The organism is Chitinophaga sp. HK235 (genome assembly GCF_018255755.1).
Taxonomy (GTDB): Bacteria; Bacteroidota; Bacteroidia; order Chitinophagales; family Chitinophagaceae; genus Chitinophaga.
Window position 1 is genome coordinate 2,938,194 of sequence record NZ_CP073766.1, and the last position, 15,542, is coordinate 2,953,735.

The following is a 15,542-nucleotide window of genomic DNA, read 5'->3' on the forward strand; positions in this document are numbered from 1 at the left end:
ATGGCGCCAGTGAGTGCCGACTGTACACATGTATATATCGAAAAAGCCGATTTTGTTCCGAAAAAGTTTATGGCTATACCCAACCACCAAGCGAGGCACAGGTGGCAGTCAAACGGCTTTAAACGGTGCCTATACGCATCCCGTCCCCATATGCGCACCTTGATCCAGTGCGGTACGCCGGATTCGATAAATACCAGGGCAAGGCAGGCGGCCCCCAGGGCGGTGATGATATTACTTATTTGCATGGGCGAGTTTCTTTTTTATCTGCTTCCGCGCACCAGCTATGGTGTGGTGCACACTGTTTAACGGAATGCCTGTGTCGCTGGCGATGGCCCGCATAGTACCCGCGTCGGCGTACAGTTCCAACAGCTTACTGTCATACCAGTACATCCCCGCCATGGCTTCCTGCACATCGGCAATCAGATCGCTGGCGTCAGCATCGTCTGGAATATCTGGCAGGTAATCACCTGCATTCTCGGGCAAATGCACTACACCTGGCTGCCTGAACTTACGGTGGTAGGCGCTGGTCTTACTGTTGTACTGCTTCTGCGCCATGCGGAAGAAAAAGCACTTCAGACAGGTTTCGTTTAGCCTTGCCAGTTTGTCCTCTGGTATCTCCAGGATAAACAGCATAAGCTCCTGGTAAAGGTCGTCTGCATCGGTGCGCGCTACCTGTCGGCATATGGTGTGGTACTCCGGATCGTGGGCAAGCTGGTTAATTATCTGTTCTCTGTTCATGGTGTAGTGGTTGGTGGTGATGATAATGGCTTCCAGAATGTAGGGGTAATATCATAGGCGAGATCATTAATGGTTCCCATGCACTGCAATGCCTTCCAGTATTCGCTTTCGTACATCCCTACAGTGGCATGTCCATGCCATATGATCTGTACGATCTCCCCTGTGGCTGGCATACGATCAGATGGGCGTACCCATTCTGATTCGTTGAATAGCTGTAATAGCTCGTCTGTCGCCTGCTCCACTGATTCGTCATCGAGGACAGTATCGTACATAACGACACTAACAGTTCCGTGTATAATTGTCAATATCTGCTCTCTCATCTGGTATGTGTTATACCGCCTTACGGGGCGGCGGTGATGGTTATATCTTCTCGAATATGGCAAGGGCCATAACAAATGCTGCACTCTTATAGTCGCCAATTGCGAACAGAATGCATGCGATAAGGCAAAATATAGTTGGCGCTAGGCCCTTATAAAATCTTAAACGATCCATCTGGTTTTTATTATGCGGAGTTACGGCGCCGCTGGTGATTAATTATTGTTGTTGTCGTAGTCAATGCGCTGATTCCAGTCAGGTGAGCCATCGGGGCGGGCCAGTATCTCTGCCACGATCTCATTCCCGATGCGGCAGTAGCCCATCCCATTGGCCTGACAGTATTCATGCGCCAGCTGCTGGCTGGGCGCCTGGATGTTAGGGCCACCGAACGTTTTAAGCTCTCCGGTAACCGGATCGGTGGCCCTAATAATTGTTTCCCAGGTGCGCATATTAAAAAGGGAGATCGTCGTTAGCGGATACAGGTGCTGCGGCCTGTGCTGACTGATGGGTGGACTGGGTCTGCGCCGGCGTGTTGGCTGACAGCTTCTTAATACGCCACCCTTGCAGGCTGTTGATAACACCAGCCTTCCCGTTCTTTTCGTAGTGTCGTCCGCGTAGGTTAATGCCGATCTCCACTACGTCACCAGGGTTATAAGAATCCAGTTCGTTACCCTTCCCCTGGGTAAATTCTATGCTGTAGTGCTGCGGGTAGTTCTCTGTGTTCTCTTTAAGCCACAGTACACGCTTTTCAAAGTTGCCGTATACTTCAGCTGGGAAGATATCTGTGATAGTACCTGTAAGGGTGATCTTAGCTTGATCGCTCATGATAGAATTGTTTTTATAAGTTGTTGAAATGTGGTTTCGTCTCGCACCAGGTACACCTCTATGCCGGCGCCCTGCCACACCTGATGAACCTGTTCCTGTGCTGGTGATGTCCTGCCGGCATTGGTCTTAAACTCGATCCCTACCGGCTTCCCATTGTACAGACAGATCATATCTGGTATTCCCGGCACCACGCCAGTAGCCTTCAGCGTCATAGCCTCACGTGCATGTCGCGTGCCACCGTTGGGTACCGCGAACAGCAGGCCGCGGAGCTGCGGGTACGTGTTGTGTGCCCACTTGTAGCAACGTGATTGGAGCTGCGCCTCTGACATCGACGTCTTACCCTGCCCACGGCCGCCATATGATAATGCTTCGGTCATCTGTTACCGCCCTCCTGCGCAGGTGGTTCCGGTGATGGCATCCAGTGGGAAGCATTCCACCAAGCTCCAGGGGTAGAGAATATTTTTCTCAGGTGTCGGCTATCTGGATCACCTGTATAAATGCCGCCCATAACCTTACCGTGGAGCGGACCGTCTACATCATCAATGACGAATAGACAATACGATAGCGATTCTGGCAGTGCCTCGTATACCGGTATCCACCGCATCATTTGCGCTATTTCTTTCGCAGCATCCGGCATGCCATAGATAATGCGATTATCATTTGTTGATAACCATTTTTTTAGGATATCCATTATTTTTTCAGTCATCGCTCTCGACCTCCCTGCCGATAATTTCATCTATTACTGAATTGATAAATTCTATCTCATCTTCCCAATACTTCCCGTGTCCTGGCAGATGTTCTAACTTACCGTCGGGGTGAACTACCAATACATATAGCCAATCACCCTTTACAACATAAAGCAGATGCCCAAGGACGACAGCCGCCATAATATGCCAACTGGAATTTATCCTATCCCTCAGCGTGGCGAATTGAACAGGTGTTAGTCTCATATCACTACTGTTGTTAACTGTGAAAGAATCGTTACCGGCAATCCTGGGTACTTTTTAGCCGCTTTCTCCTGCGCGTCGAGGTAGTCCTTCGCCAACAGGCATACCTGCGATTTATAGGCGGAGAAATCGACCTCAATAATGAATGGGCGATACGCTCGCAGCCACTCCAGCATTTCTTCGTGTTTTGTTTTACGGGGCATATATTCCTTTTTTAGTGTCAGTTTTATGATGTTTTGTCAGTTTTGCCTGTTTTGGCGATCACACTGTTACCATCTGTTACCACGTAAATCAGCCATAGTAGCGAAAGGTAACAGCAGGTAACAGGTAACACCACATTTTCAAAACTTTCTTATAACAAAAACTATTTTGAAGTTATAGGATATATAGGCTATATATACTGTATATATCGTTTATATATTGCTCTATTACTATACTCCTATCTATATAACTTTATAATATTTAGTGTTACTACTGTTACCTACCTTTAAAACCCTTTACCGTAGTGCAATAGCGTGGTAACACCATACTGTTACCTACCTGTTACCACTGTTACCTGCTTCTGTATCAGGTAAATACGTCTCGCAGTATCTCTGCCAACCTTTTTCAGTTTTGACTTCCAGCCCAGCCGATTCGTTTCTTTCATCAACTGCTCCCGGCTTAATCTTATAGTGGAGTATCTTTCCAGATAGGAAATAATATCTGCATAGGTCATCCATATGGCAGATGGGTTATAATCTGTAGTGACATATTCAAAATGAGTTATGAGCAATTCATATTCGGATGAGTAATTTTCAAACCCGGTGGTGTGAGCGTTTAACAGCTGTACGTCTGTTTTTGACAGCTCCCATTTAAAGCCATCTTTCCACAGCCAGTATGCTTCCATTATTAACTGTATGCGGTCCACCTGATCGATGCGATTAAAGTCTATTCCCAGTACATTTACCGGGATGATACGCCGGTTGCCGGTAGGGTCACGCAGTATCTCACGATGGTTGGTCGTGCCGGCAAAGGTGCAGATACGGCGCATTGTTACGGAGGCATGCCCGTATGGTTCCCTGACGGTTATGTTCTGTTTGGACAGGATAGATTTAAGCTTAGCCTCTTCCTTCTTATTCTTCCCGGAAAGCTCGTCATCGAAAATGATAAGCTTTTTACACATAAGTATTTCATCATCTTTATCCTTGTCCATCTTACACTCAGCAAAGTAGCTTTGCAATTCAACGGGGAGTAGTCGCTGGAAAAATTCAGTCTTCCCGGTTCCGATTTCACCAGACAGTACCATCATCAGCGGTGACGGCTTACCGAATAGAGTTGCAATCATTCCCACGAGCCACCGCTTCCCGTAGTACTGTACGAAATCAGGAAAAAACTCACTTCCTTCCTCCATACCCGTATCAGAGTTGACACAGGCAAAATATTCGTCGATAACGCCTGACGGCCTGATGTGCTGGTACTTTTCGAAAAACTCATCAAACGGATTATAATCCGGTGTGAAGTTTGAATGGATTATGTTCCGCACCATGTCCTTACTCACCTTGTCATATACTTTAGCTGTCTCTTTCCAGATGGTATTTATATCCCTGTCTTCGATAGGCTTACCATCCAACTCGATGAAACGGGTGATAACGTTCCTTCGCAGGCTGTAGTTATACCGCAGCCACTCCTCCACCTGGGATATCAGGCTTTCGTCAGTCTCCACATGTGCACCGGCAAATACCTGAGCGATGATGGGGCCAGATTCATCTGAAGAAATACCGTCGGCATCCTGGAGCATCCTGGCAGCCTCCTGCTGTGTGCTGCCGGACTTCTTTATGTTCCGGGCAACGGTAGCAATTTTCTGCGTCCGTGCAGATACTGTCTGCAATCCAGCCTGCTTAGCATAGTAGTAGAAGGTGGCAATGGTTACCCCGCTACGTCCGGCTTTCAGACAATTATTATACTGCCGATCACACAGGTCTGGTTTATATCCGGTATTGAACTGGCTGAGGCGATGGAAGTACTGGCGTCCGTTGTGACTGAACTTATCAGCCAGGGCAAAGCCAATGCGTAACCATGCCTGATAGTTATAGGTGAGATCAAGGCGCTGTGCTTCTATTTCCCGCACGATATCTTCAAAATCGTTTTGCACATAGACCACTTCCGCCACCTTCTTAAGCGCTGCCGGCTCCTTTTTCGGGTACTGGGTAAACTTGTCGGCATGTTCGTTTAAGAACAGATGCGGGTCCCAGGATACAAACCTGGCACGGGATACATCCCGGCAAGAAGGATCGGCGACAAGCTGATAGTTTTTGTACAGATATTCCTGCAGACCTTCGAAAGCCTCCGCATGCTTATCCGGATTGATTTTAAACATAACAGCAAGTCCGCGCCCACCTGCTGATACGAAAGCGGCATATACATGCCGGTCAGCACAGATAATAGATTTGGTGTCTTCCGGATCGACGTCGTCCACGTCGATGCAGATAAAGCCAGAATGCTTAACCAATCCGGTTATCCGGCGTTCCGAAAACTTGCCAGACAGGCAAACAGCAACAAGTGTGTCCTTTTCTTTCTGCCCGTTACGTACTGCAAGCACATCATCCTGGTATTTACCATCGCGAATGTGGTCCAGCAGTATATCCACTGGTATTTCGTTTGTACCTGTTACCTGCCTTATATTACTGTAGATACTTACTGTCGTCATGCTGCTACTACTTTCTGCTGGTAATTAAAAACACGCTGTAACTCTTCGTCAAACCACTGGGCGGTAGTGTCTTTATGCCATTGGTTATATCGCTTACCCTGGGCTTTACACCATTCCCTTACCTTGTCCTGGTACATACTCCGGAGCTTTTCGGCGATAGGGTCAGTAAGCTCCCTGACTTTCCAGTCACGCTTCGCGGTCTGGATAATAGAACTTTTAATCTGGTGCAGGCCAGCGTAAAGTTTCCACCCGGCTGTTTCCGTCTTCTGCACGACATCTTGAACGGCTACACGTAGTGGGCGTTCTTCAGTTAGCAGCTCGAACTCCGCCAGAGCCGAATCTATCTGCATCTCCTTCTTTACATTGGCACCGCAGAACGGGCAGGTGGTGGCAGAGGCGTGAATAATGGCATCGCATTCCGGACAGCCTTTTACAGGTGCTACCCCGTCACTATCGCAGGGCTTCTCCGGATAATGGAACATATCTGACCAGTCCCGGCTCGCACACCAGTCACCATGGTGTAGCGCATTGCCTCCCATGTCCAGGATGGTGAAAAAATCTTTCCCAGGGAACGGACGGGATCCGCGGCCAGTCATCTGCAACCATAGGGGCAGACTGGTAGTAGCTTTGTTGATGATCACCGTTTCTACAGATGGCTCATCAAACCCGGTTGTCAATATGCCGACGTTGTTAAGAATGGCACCAGGTGTTTCCTTTAACCAGACAAGACACTCCTTCCGGTATGCATCCCCGCTGGTAGCATCCAGGTGTCTGGAAGGGTAGCCAGCATCGAGGAACGCCTTATTTACAATTTGGCTATGTTCTACATTACAGTTAAAGACAACGGCCTTAGTGCCTTTACAGTGCTGTTGGTATCCTTCCACCGTATTACCTACCTGCTTCGCCTTTGAAAACTCATTGCCCATCTGCCTGTCGTCAAACTCGCCGCCCTTTATCTTAAGCGTTTTTCGGTCGATGTTCTTTACATGGTAGGTCCGGTTGCGCACAAGGCTGCCAGAAGCAATCAGGTCGGGTATGTCGATCCCGCAAACGATATCGTCGTACTGGTCTTTAAGTGGCTCCTTTTTACTGGCGCTGATAGGCGTGGCAGTAAATCCAACAATCATGCTGCTGTGGAAGTGCTGGTGCATCTTCTTAAAGTTGCCAATATGGCATTCGTCTATAATTACCAGGCCAACGTCGCCAAAGTGTTTCGGATTCTTACGGAGACGGTTATACGCTGTTTCCACCATAGCAGTATATACAGGTACGTTGGGCAGATACTTCTGCCCGGCAACAACAGGGTGCCCAATGATCTCGTACCAGTCATACAACGTCCGCCGGGCCTGCTGTAACAATTCCTCCCGGTGTACCAGGATAAGGACTTTTTTGTTGTTACGGGCCAGATACCGGTTTATCAATCCGGAGAATGTTACTGTCTTTCCGCCCCCAGTAGCCAGCTGAAAAACAACCTTACGCTTCCCATCCGCCACCTTCCTGGCCACCGCTGTTATTGCATCTTCCTGGTATTGTCGTAGTTGTTTCATTATCTAACAATATTTTCCGGCTCGCAGAATATACCACACTCAAATTGCATTGATTTCAACGGGGCGCCAAATGCTGTTTCCGGAAGTTCGTCGAGAAACATCCTTTGTCCCTTGTATCTCACCAGCCGAACGCCTAACCTACGGGATTGCTCAGACCGTGATTTGAAAACCTGCGGGTCAACACGCCGTACGTGATTCCAATACGTAGCAGATGTGGATTTTACACAGCCAATACAGTTTGCGTTAGGATATCCACGCTGATAAATATTCGGAAGTGCAATGCCGGCGTTAAGCAAAACCGTATAACATTCTGCCTTGGAAATTCCAGCATCTATAAGCGTTGGGATTACATTCGATCGCTCGCTTTTAATAAAATTATTATGCCTTATTTTTTCGTCGGCAGTGAACCCAAATACATGCCAATCCGGGTTATGTTGTTTCTCCCACAGATAACGCGCTTCCTTCTTCAGCTCTTTTGTGCATGGAGCACCATAGATACCAGACATATACTGTCTCTTTTCCCATACTTCTGCAGCAGAACAGTTAGGATACTTCGGATTAATTGCGATTTCTATTGGCCTCCCTATCCACTGCGAAACATCTTCAAGGAACCTGCGATTATCCACGTCCTCTTCAGCAACAAAGGTGTTAACGACACGTATATTATTATCGTTCCCATATTTCTCAATAGTTAGCTTTGCAGCTACAGCGCTTGCAGCACCACAAGAAAACCATACAACTATATTTTCTCCATTCATATTGTTTCTATCTGAAAGTGAAGTATCCGTGGATATTCGGGAGCATTGCCCGATTTAGCGTCATGACGCCACAGTTTTTATCCAGCACGCTTAGCTGATGCAGGTCTTCTGCCACCTGTGTGGTAACATTCCTGACAGGATTTAACTGTGCATCAACAAGCCGATAGCATTGCGATCCAGATGGCTTCACATGCTTGCGAAGAGTTCCATTGTGCAGAATAATAGACTCCACAACGTCTTTCTGTGCAGTGGTTAGAGTTATTTTACCCATGGCTATTTGATTTGAAGGTTACTCTTCTCCTGTATGCTGGCACCAGGGATCTCGATCCCTCCTTTTAACATATCAGAAATGCGTGTTTTGTTCGGGGTGATCTTAATGTCGAAGCAGTTAAAAGTAAGATCCATTATGCCGGATTCTTTGGCTTCTGCTTCCAGGTCAGGACGCATCTCATATGATATCTTGAAGTATTTAAGGATGCTATCCTCGAAGCCATCCACCAGAGAAAGGGATTTAGATCTGCGGTAGACTATTTTAAGCAGGTCCCCATCCACCTTATCCATACCAAACTGCTGCATGCCTTCATCCAGCATCTTCCGGAACAATTCCCCCTTCCGGTCAGACTGCTGTTTAAGCTGCTGCAGGCGTTTAATCTCTGCAGCGATTGTATCGCTTTCCGCTTCTGCTTTACGGATTACAAAGCCATAGCTAATGGCCTTCTCCTTAAACCCGTCCTCTGTTAAGCGTAGGCGCTCTTCCAGCTCCGGTGTCAACAGGCCGTCTGCATCTTCGATTTCAGTCAACAGGGAAAGGTGATCCTGCCTGATGTTGAAAAGGGATTTTTTACGCTCCTGGTATGCCCCAGCAGATTCAAAAGGTTCTCTTGTAGCTCCCATGGTTATGCAGTTTTTTTACTGCTGTTAAGCATAAGATCATCAAGCTGCTTACGCTGTCCAGTAGTTAAGGTGAAGTATTGAATTGTTTTATGGTAGGCATTCGCGTCTCCTGTCCCAACACGTGTACATGCCTGAAAAAATTGGGCATCGGTTATTGCCGGCAGAGTATCTGGTGCCAATGGTCGGGCAGGTGGTGTAGTCGTTTCAGACTGGCCATTAAGATCTAAAGGTGTAGTCGTTGCACCAGGAATTGCATCCACCTCTGTTTCATCTAGAATGCCCAGGCCAAGCAAATCCAATGTTGCCCTGCGTTTCGCCTTTGTCTCTGCTTTCATCATGGCATTGCAAAGATTTTCACCTTTAAGTCCGATGATAGAAACTGCACCTATGCTTTCTGTATGCCTGCCCGTTGGATCAATTGCCTGAGCTGTAACCACATAGCAATCGGATATAATTTCCCGGCCACGGATCTCGTGTGAAATGGAATGCTTTTTGTTTAACTGCTGGGTGCCGGACCGATCACAGTACAGGACTTCTTTTCCATTCAACTTCAGTAATTTAAATGGCTGGGTAAATGGATCAAGACCGATCCGTTCACAGAACTGTTTGTAATACGTCACTTTCATCTGCGGGTCCATTTTTGATAGATCACCATTCAGTACCAGGCTTTGTATTATGCTCTGGTCCAGTTGTGCAGGTTGAATAGTTGTAGACATGGTAGTTTCGTTTTGAGATTAGTAAAAGTGGAGAGACAGGGAATCGAACCCTGGGACCTGTTACAGCCTACCGGTTAGCAACCGGCTGCATTACCACTCTGCCACCTCTCCTTTCGCCCAGCTTTTAACTACTATGGCGGAGCCGCCTAAATGGCGCTGCTGGGCCCCGTCCGGTCTTTCCCGGATGCCATCCCAAAACTATTTTTCAAGCAAGAAAAGAACGATGGGGATTGTCATCGCCGCGAAGATGATGGCGCCTAAGATCAGCACTATAAGCTCCTTCCTGCGAGCTGATGCCGGCGCTTTCTGTATCTGCGCATTCATCAGGTATAATCGTAAGAGTATATTCTTTTGCATTGTAGAGAGCATTGTAAAGTGAAAGAATAGCCTTCCGGCCGTTTGCCGTTTCGTACCTGGTTGTGGCCACAGTTACGCCTGAAATCTGTATTTTCATCATGCCAGGCATCAGTTCAACTGCTCGTCTGTCAAGTGCGGATACTCACCGACACGGCTATCCTGGGTAATATTATGCGTCCGGTTGTATACCCAGCTTTCAGCCAACCAGATGAGGATAACAATAGCCGCACATGCCAGGTGAAGAAATAACAGAGTCATTTTTTTTTTGCGGAATAACCAGGTGAAGAAATCTGTAGCGTACCATATAAGTGCCATAAGACCAGCGAACATGGCGATACCAGCGGCGATGCATTGGGTTATAAAGTATGCTGTTACCATGGCCTATTGTTTTACTTCTTCCAGTTCATTGCTGGAATTAAGCTGATACCAGGTGTTAGCCTTAATGCCATTTTCCCCTGCATACCCGATTACATGCCGGCGACGGTTACCATCCCAATATGACAGAATCAGGGCGCCGTTTTCTCCACAGCGCGCTTTGCATCTATATCCCAATGCGACAGCGTGCGCAGATTCACCGGTGGTAGAAGCGTCCGCATAGTTACCGGTGGTAGAAGCGTGCGCAGATTCACCGGTGGTAGAAGCGTGCGCAGATTCACCGGTGGTAGAAGCGTGCGCAGATTCACCGGTGGTAGAAGCGTCCGCAGAGTTACCGGTGGTAGAAGCGTCCGCATAGTTACCGGTGGTAGAAGCGTGCGCAGATTCACCGGTGGTAGAAGCGTGCGCAGATTCACCGGTGGTAGAAGCGTGCGCAGAGTAACCGGTGGTAGAAGCGTCCGCATAGTTACCGGTGGTAGAAGCGTGCGCATAGTTACCGGTGGTAGAAGCGTGCGCAGATTCACCGGTGGTAGAAGCGTGCGCAGATTCACCGGTGGTAGAAGCGTGCGCAGATTCACCGGTGGTAGAAGCGTCCGCAGAGTTACCGGTGGTGTCTTTTTGTGCTGCCTTACGCAACCAGTACCATTTTATTACAAGATCATAAGCCTCCCTGAAGCTACCAGTAAGCAGCACAACACCTGACCCGAATTTCACCTTTCCGCCAAGATCACTTATATCATCCTCCGAAACTTCAACTACAAGCCACTTTGCCTTAGGATCTCTACTTTTAAGTCCAAAATCTCCATGCGCCCACAGCCATCCATGCAGTCCGGCACCACAACTGGCGTCTTTACTCCACCCCAGCTTTATATCATAAGGCTTTGGCCCCCATTCGCTATTCCATTCAGTCGGGGCTTCAACAGGACCAGACACGGGCCACTTGAAGCCGCCATAAGCAGACATGTCTGAATTACAGCTGCGCAGAATAAGAACCTTGCCATCAGGTAATTGATAGTTTTGCATAACTTTGTTTTTCGTTTTGAGATTTATAATAGCGGTCGGCATTGGTAGTGCCGGCCGTTGTTTGCTTTAGGAAGCCAGCGCCAGGAATAGCGCCGGGGAAGCATAGATTGTCATGTGTGTGCTAACTTCGAAATGTTTTTAAAGCTCATGGCAACACAGGCAGCAGCATAGAAGTTCCGGAACGGATCGCGGGCGTTCTTGTTTATGGTTTCGTAGAACCATTCCCGTTGTTCGTCTCCATCAAACCGGATTCCCTGGTCCTGCATAAGGGCTTCCGCCATCAGCGCGTACTGCTCGATGCAAGTCCTGGTATCGGGAGCCATCCAAAGGGCGTAGAGCTGTTTGATAAATGCTTTCTTGTCCATATAGAGAGTTATTTAAATTGCTTTATGGTGCTTGATTTTTTCGAGCCATCTCCGTTTTATCGCAACATCTCTTCCTAGCTTAACAGTAGGTACCATGTGTGCTTTTATCCGTTTCGAAATAGTCAGCTTCGAACACCCCCACATCTTGGCAATCTGCGAAATGGTTATTTCTTCATTCTGGTCCTCTTTAATCTTGACGTAAGCTGCCACAGCTTCATCAGCTGCTTGTTTCGCGCACTCCTGTAGCATCTCCCTGAACTTTGGTAGAGGTAATGATATAAGCTGTAATGCTTCCACTGTATAATATTTTATGCGGTTATTAACTTCTGATCTTACTTTCTTTGTATGCGACGCACATTGCTCTTACATTGTGAAAGCTCTTTCCTTGCTGCTTCGGCAGCCGCTTCTACTTCTTCGTACCGACTTGACTCTCCAGCAAGTACCGCGTATATCACCCGGCGATTAAGTCCGTTCTCTTCACAGATAAGAGAAATATTAACTTTTCTGAAAAGTGCTCTGTAGTCGGCTATTTGTCCTGGTAATAATGCCATTGTCAAACTGATTAGAGAAATTGCGTATTTATACTGTTGGTATCTTTCGTACATGTCGTACATTTGTTGTACGATTGTGATACAAATAGACGAAGTTTCGCCGAAATAAACAATTATTTTTCGTTGAAATTTCGTTATTTATTTCATCATTTTGTTAAAAATTCTCTAACAGATGGGAGATTTTAAAGACTACATAAAAAATAAGCGAATAGAATCAGGCCTTTCGCAGGAGGATTTGGCGAAATATCTAAAAGTAGATAAAAGAAGTGTTCAGTACTGGGAAAGTGGAGAAACCACTCCCAGGGCGGCTAAAATAAGGATTATAGAGAAGTTTTTCGAAGACTACAACTCTGAAGAAAATATAATGATTGACAGCGAAAACTTCGTCGAAGCGTCCCTAATTGCGAACAGGGCTATGGGATTCACGATACTAAGTCGTCTTTCTCGGATACAGGCTTTGATTGAGAAACGACCTTTTGCTGCCGTACATCAAGAGGCCCTTGAAGAATTGCGCGGATTTGAGAACGAGGGATAAACTTGTAACGAGGCTTGATCTCATGTTTGCATCTATTATTCTTGTTCATGCTTCACAGGTTTTGCAGGTTGATACGTGGGTTGATACTGAGGGCCAGGTGCAGTAGGAAGCTGAAGTTATATTTTCACTACGCAATCTATTTACGTAATAAAAATACACCACAATGAAAACATTTTTACTCCTGATTATTGCTTTTATACCAGCGGCGTTGTCCGCACAGATAGATACAGCTATAACTTACTCCCGTATTAATCCTGTTGAAAACACAAGTAAGGATGAACTTTATTCCAGGGCACATGCATGGTTTAATGCAACCTTCAAGAACGCAAAGGATGTTTTACAAATAACAGACAGGGAATCCGGACACCTTGCAGGGAAAGGTATAGGTATAATGTCCTTTAATCAAAAGGCGGCACTGGGAGTGAAACAAACAGTTACCACAATGTTAAAATTTAATATCGATGTGTGGGTGAAGGATGGCAAATACAAATATGTAATAACAAGCATAGACGCAACAGATCAATCCGCAGCCAAATACCATTATGGCATTTTAACAAGTTCTGACCAAATGCCAATAAAAATGTCTTTTGTTGGGCAAAAGAAAGGAGACGAGTTCTGGGCCAGATTAAAAAATGAAACAGAATCGTATATGGACGATTTTGCAAAGACCTTGGAGGTATCTATGCAAAAATCAGCTTCCGGCACCGATTTCTAATTTAGGCAGCTCCTCCCTCCCTTTAAAAAATGCATGCCCCAATAACTCCTGCGCATTTTCTTCTGCTTCTATTTTTATATAGCGCATAAACGAGGATTCCGATTTATGGCCGGAAATAAGCATTATACGGGCAATTGGAATACCGGCTTTATAAGCATTGGTACAAAAACAACGCCGCCAGGTGTGGCTGCTGACCATATCGTATTTATGGTAATATTCTGATGTTTTAACCCCTCCCCTTGTTATCGTTACCAAACGTTGTTCCTTGAAGCTTTCACATATATCTGCAGCTTTAAGGCATATTTTTGGAAGCATTAGATTCATCCCACTGCGAGCAATAACAGGAAGATTGCCATCCCCATATTTTTCAATTATCTGCTTAACCAGAGGGTGCAATGGGATAACGACTTTAATACCTTTTTTGGCAGTTAGAACTTCGATTAAATTACCTCCACGTACTTTATACTCATTAACCCGCCGCATATCTTTGCTTCTCAAGCCAACATAACACCCAAAAACAAAAATATCTCTCGCCCTAGTTTGAGCCTTATTTAAGTTCAGACCCAAAAGGGCATTGATCTCCGCTTCTGTCAAATGGATATTATCACTTTGTTCCGGTCTAAATGAGAAGCATTCATGCTTGAAAATTTGATTTTTATGCTTCCCTAACCGGTAGGTGATACCAAATAAATTTCGAATACCGCCCCCAAAGCTGGCTATCGTATTTTTGCTCTTACCATTATCAGTAAACCACCTGACAAGCGCTTTAACCCATTTGACATCTATATTGTAGGTTAGCGGGTTTCCGGTAGTTTTTGAAAATTCTTCGAGGTACCAAAGGCACTGGTTGAACATATCCACGGTCCCTTCACTATACCGCTCTTCTGATTTGTGTTTTAGTAATTTACCGGTCTTTGCGTCTTCAACAACCTGCTTAAAGTCGGCAAACATACCCTTTTTGAATTTTATCTCCCGCCCAATGGCCTTTATAACAACCTCTTCAAGTTCACTTTTTAAAAGTGGATCACCGGATCGTTCGCAGCTTTCAACATGCTTAGTTGCAGCAGCGTCCACTCTATTAAGTAACAACTGTTCGGATTTTTTTAGGGAATCCCTATCTATTGGGCCATCAGTCTTTATGCCGGTGCTGGCTTTTGCTCTACCATCAGAGCAGTATTTGGAGAAGTAAATGTATCCGTTGGAGCGAACAAACATGTTATGACTAAAATTATGACTGAAAATAACAATTATAGCAACATCAAACAACATAAAGTTTAAAGTACAGCCACCAAAAAAGACGCTGTAACATTGGCATGGTTAACATTTATGGCTTTAGGAGAATATTAACAGAAAGAATGTGTTAAATTTAAAAAACTTGTCGTTTATCTGCATCATTTTTTACGTAAATTATTATTGACACAGCAAATGTAAAAGTACGAAAACACCCTGAAATGCCGCTACAGTGCTGTATTTTACATATGTTAAAAACGCAGTATCTTTAAACTTTAATTTTATGCGAAAGTACTCAATATTCATCTTTTTCGTAACATTGGCCTTGTTCGCCTGTGCGCAGAACAAGACAGATAAAGTTCCCGGAGATATGGAAGTAAGTAAAAATACCCATGTAGAAAAAGCCACTTTTGGAGGCGGTTGCTTCTGGTGCACGGAAGCACAGTTTCAATACCTCGATGGTGTGATCAAAGTAGAATCCGGCTATGCCGGTGGCCATGTTGCCAACCCCACCTACGAACAGGTATGTGAAGGCAATACCGGCCATGCAGAAGTGATCCAGGTAACCTACGACCCTGCCAAAATCAGCTATGAAGAGCTGTTGCAGGCCTTCTGGGTGAGCCACGACCCTACCCAGCTTAACCGCCAGGGCAACGATGTAGGCACCCAATACCGCTCCGTTATCTTCTATCATAACCCGGAGCAAAAGGAAAAAGCGGAGTATTATAAGAAGAAACTACAGGAGTCCGGCGCCTACGATAAACCTATCGTAACCGAAATAGCTCCGCTGACCAATTTTTATATAGCAGAAGATTATCACCAGAACTACTACAATCTCAATGGAAGGCAGCCCTACTGCACCTTTGTGATCAAACCTAAACTGGAAAAATTCAAACAGGTATTCAAAGGCCACCTGAAAAAACAATAAAACAAGACAATTTTATCCAGAAGAAGCCCCGTCAGGC

21 protein-coding genes and 1 tRNA gene are annotated in these 15,542 nt (G+C 46.0%); 3 read left to right on the plus strand and 19 right to left on the minus strand.

The features are described 5' to 3' along the window. Window positions 1–231: 231 nt before the first annotated feature. From KD145_RS10060 to KD145_RS10145, 18 genes are all read right to left on the minus strand, one after another. The gene (locus KD145_RS10060) at window positions 232–738 is read right to left on the minus strand and encodes a sigma-70 family RNA polymerase sigma factor (protein ID WP_212005763.1); all 507 of its coding nucleotides are present in this window, start codon (window positions 736–738) and stop codon (window positions 232–234) included. Beyond that, entirely contained in the window at window positions 735–1,058 is a 324-nt protein-coding gene (locus KD145_RS10065) for a DUF551 domain-containing protein (RefSeq protein ID WP_212005764.1), read from the minus strand. Before KD145_RS10065 ends, KD145_RS10060 begins: the two co-directional genes overlap by 4 nt. A gap of 210 nt (window positions 1,059–1,268) precedes the next feature. Further along, window positions 1,269–1,502, minus strand: coding sequence for a hypothetical protein (locus tag KD145_RS10070; RefSeq protein WP_212005765.1), 234 nt, complete (start codon window positions 1,500–1,502; stop codon window positions 1,269–1,271). Window position 1,503: 1 nt separating this feature from the next. Further along, the gene (locus tag KD145_RS10075; RefSeq protein ID WP_212005766.1) at window positions 1,504–1,878 is read right to left on the minus strand and encodes a DUF3127 domain-containing protein; all 375 of its coding nucleotides are present in this window, start codon (window positions 1,876–1,878) and stop codon (window positions 1,504–1,506) included. Continuing rightward, window positions 1,875–2,090 (minus strand): hypothetical protein, encoded by a 216-nt coding sequence (locus tag KD145_RS32255; protein ID WP_249219783.1) that lies wholly within the window; start codon window positions 2,088–2,090, stop codon window positions 1,875–1,877. Before KD145_RS32255 ends, KD145_RS10075 begins: the two co-directional genes overlap by 4 nt. A 161-nt stretch (window positions 2,091–2,251) precedes the next feature. Next, window positions 2,252–2,614 carry a DUF551 domain-containing protein gene (locus KD145_RS32570; protein ID WP_374223515.1) on the minus strand — a complete coding sequence of 121 codons (363 nt, stop codon included), beginning with the start codon at window positions 2,612–2,614 and terminating at the stop codon, window positions 2,252–2,254. Further along, window positions 2,577–2,828, minus strand: coding sequence for a hypothetical protein (locus KD145_RS10090; RefSeq protein ID WP_212005769.1), 252 nt, complete (start codon window positions 2,826–2,828; stop codon window positions 2,577–2,579). Before KD145_RS10090 ends, KD145_RS32570 begins: the two co-directional genes overlap by 38 nt. Further along, window positions 2,825–3,028, minus strand: a complete 204-nt coding sequence (locus tag KD145_RS10095) for a hypothetical protein (protein WP_212005770.1) — start codon at window positions 3,026–3,028, stop codon at window positions 2,825–2,827. The genes KD145_RS10090 and KD145_RS10095 overlap by 4 nt, the downstream gene beginning before the upstream one ends. 329 nt (window positions 3,029–3,357) lie before the next feature. Then, window positions 3,358–5,511: a VapE domain-containing protein gene (locus KD145_RS10100; protein WP_212005771.1), complete on the minus strand. Its 2,154-nt coding sequence runs from the start codon at window positions 5,509–5,511 to the stop codon at window positions 3,358–3,360. Then, window positions 5,508–7,058 carry a DEAD/DEAH box helicase gene (locus tag KD145_RS10105; RefSeq protein WP_212005772.1) on the minus strand — a complete coding sequence of 517 codons (1,551 nt, stop codon included), beginning with the start codon at window positions 7,056–7,058 and terminating at the stop codon, window positions 5,508–5,510. The genes KD145_RS10100 and KD145_RS10105 overlap by 4 nt, the downstream gene beginning before the upstream one ends. Continuing rightward, window positions 7,058–7,816: a hypothetical protein gene (locus KD145_RS10110; RefSeq protein WP_212005773.1), complete on the minus strand. Its 759-nt coding sequence runs from the start codon at window positions 7,814–7,816 to the stop codon at window positions 7,058–7,060. The genes KD145_RS10105 and KD145_RS10110 overlap by 1 nt, the downstream gene beginning before the upstream one ends. Window positions 7,817–8,089: 273 nt before the next feature. Continuing rightward, the gene (locus KD145_RS10115; protein ID WP_212005774.1) at window positions 8,090–8,710 is read right to left on the minus strand and encodes a siphovirus Gp157 family protein; all 621 of its coding nucleotides are present in this window, start codon (window positions 8,708–8,710) and stop codon (window positions 8,090–8,092) included. Window positions 8,711–8,712: 2 nt separating this feature from the next. Next, window positions 8,713–9,426 (minus strand): hypothetical protein, encoded by a 714-nt coding sequence (locus KD145_RS10120; protein WP_212005775.1) that lies wholly within the window; start codon window positions 9,424–9,426, stop codon window positions 8,713–8,715. A 28-nt stretch (window positions 9,427–9,454) separates the two neighbouring features. Beyond that, window positions 9,455–9,537 (minus strand) — tRNA-Ser (locus KD145_RS10125). A 354-nt stretch (window positions 9,538–9,891) separates the two neighbouring features. After that, entirely contained in the window at window positions 9,892–10,161 is a 270-nt protein-coding gene (locus KD145_RS10130) for a hypothetical protein (protein WP_212005776.1), read from the minus strand. A 3-nt stretch (window positions 10,162–10,164) separates the two neighbouring features. Further along, window positions 10,165–11,181, minus strand: a complete 1,017-nt coding sequence (locus KD145_RS10135; RefSeq protein WP_212005777.1) for a hypothetical protein — start codon at window positions 11,179–11,181, stop codon at window positions 10,165–10,167. 110 nt (window positions 11,182–11,291) lie between these two features. Then, on the minus strand, window positions 11,292–11,546 hold the full coding sequence (locus tag KD145_RS10140; protein WP_212005778.1) for a hypothetical protein: 255 nt from the start codon (window positions 11,544–11,546) through the stop codon (window positions 11,292–11,294). Between the two features lie 12 nt (window positions 11,547–11,558). Then, on the minus strand, window positions 11,559–11,843 hold the full coding sequence (locus KD145_RS10145; protein ID WP_212005779.1) for a hypothetical protein: 285 nt from the start codon (window positions 11,841–11,843) through the stop codon (window positions 11,559–11,561). A 426-nt stretch (window positions 11,844–12,269) separates the two neighbouring features. Here KD145_RS10145 and KD145_RS10150 point away from each other — a divergent pair, with 426 nt between their 5' ends. Both KD145_RS10150 and KD145_RS10155 read left to right on the plus strand, forming a co-directional pair. Beyond that, window positions 12,270–12,632 carry a helix-turn-helix domain-containing protein gene (locus KD145_RS10150; protein WP_212005780.1) on the plus strand — a complete coding sequence of 121 codons (363 nt, stop codon included), beginning with the start codon at window positions 12,270–12,272 and terminating at the stop codon, window positions 12,630–12,632. A 163-nt stretch (window positions 12,633–12,795) separates the two neighbouring features. Then, entirely contained in the window at window positions 12,796–13,347 is a 552-nt protein-coding gene (locus tag KD145_RS10155; RefSeq protein WP_212005781.1) for a DUF4468 domain-containing protein, read from the plus strand. Here the strand turns inward: KD145_RS10155 and KD145_RS10160 are convergent. Then, window positions 13,324–14,616 (minus strand): tyrosine-type recombinase/integrase, encoded by a 1,293-nt coding sequence (locus KD145_RS10160; RefSeq protein WP_212005782.1) that lies wholly within the window; start codon window positions 14,614–14,616, stop codon window positions 13,324–13,326. The two genes, KD145_RS10155 and KD145_RS10160, sit on opposite strands and share 24 nt — an antisense overlap. Before the next feature lie 244 nt (window positions 14,617–14,860). On the opposite strand from KD145_RS10160, the gene msrA reads away from it, so the two are divergent. After that, window positions 14,861–15,505, plus strand: a complete 645-nt coding sequence (gene msrA / locus KD145_RS10165; protein ID WP_212005783.1) for a peptide-methionine (S)-S-oxide reductase MsrA — start codon at window positions 14,861–14,863, stop codon at window positions 15,503–15,505. The last annotated feature ends 37 nt before the right edge of the window (window positions 15,506–15,542 follow it).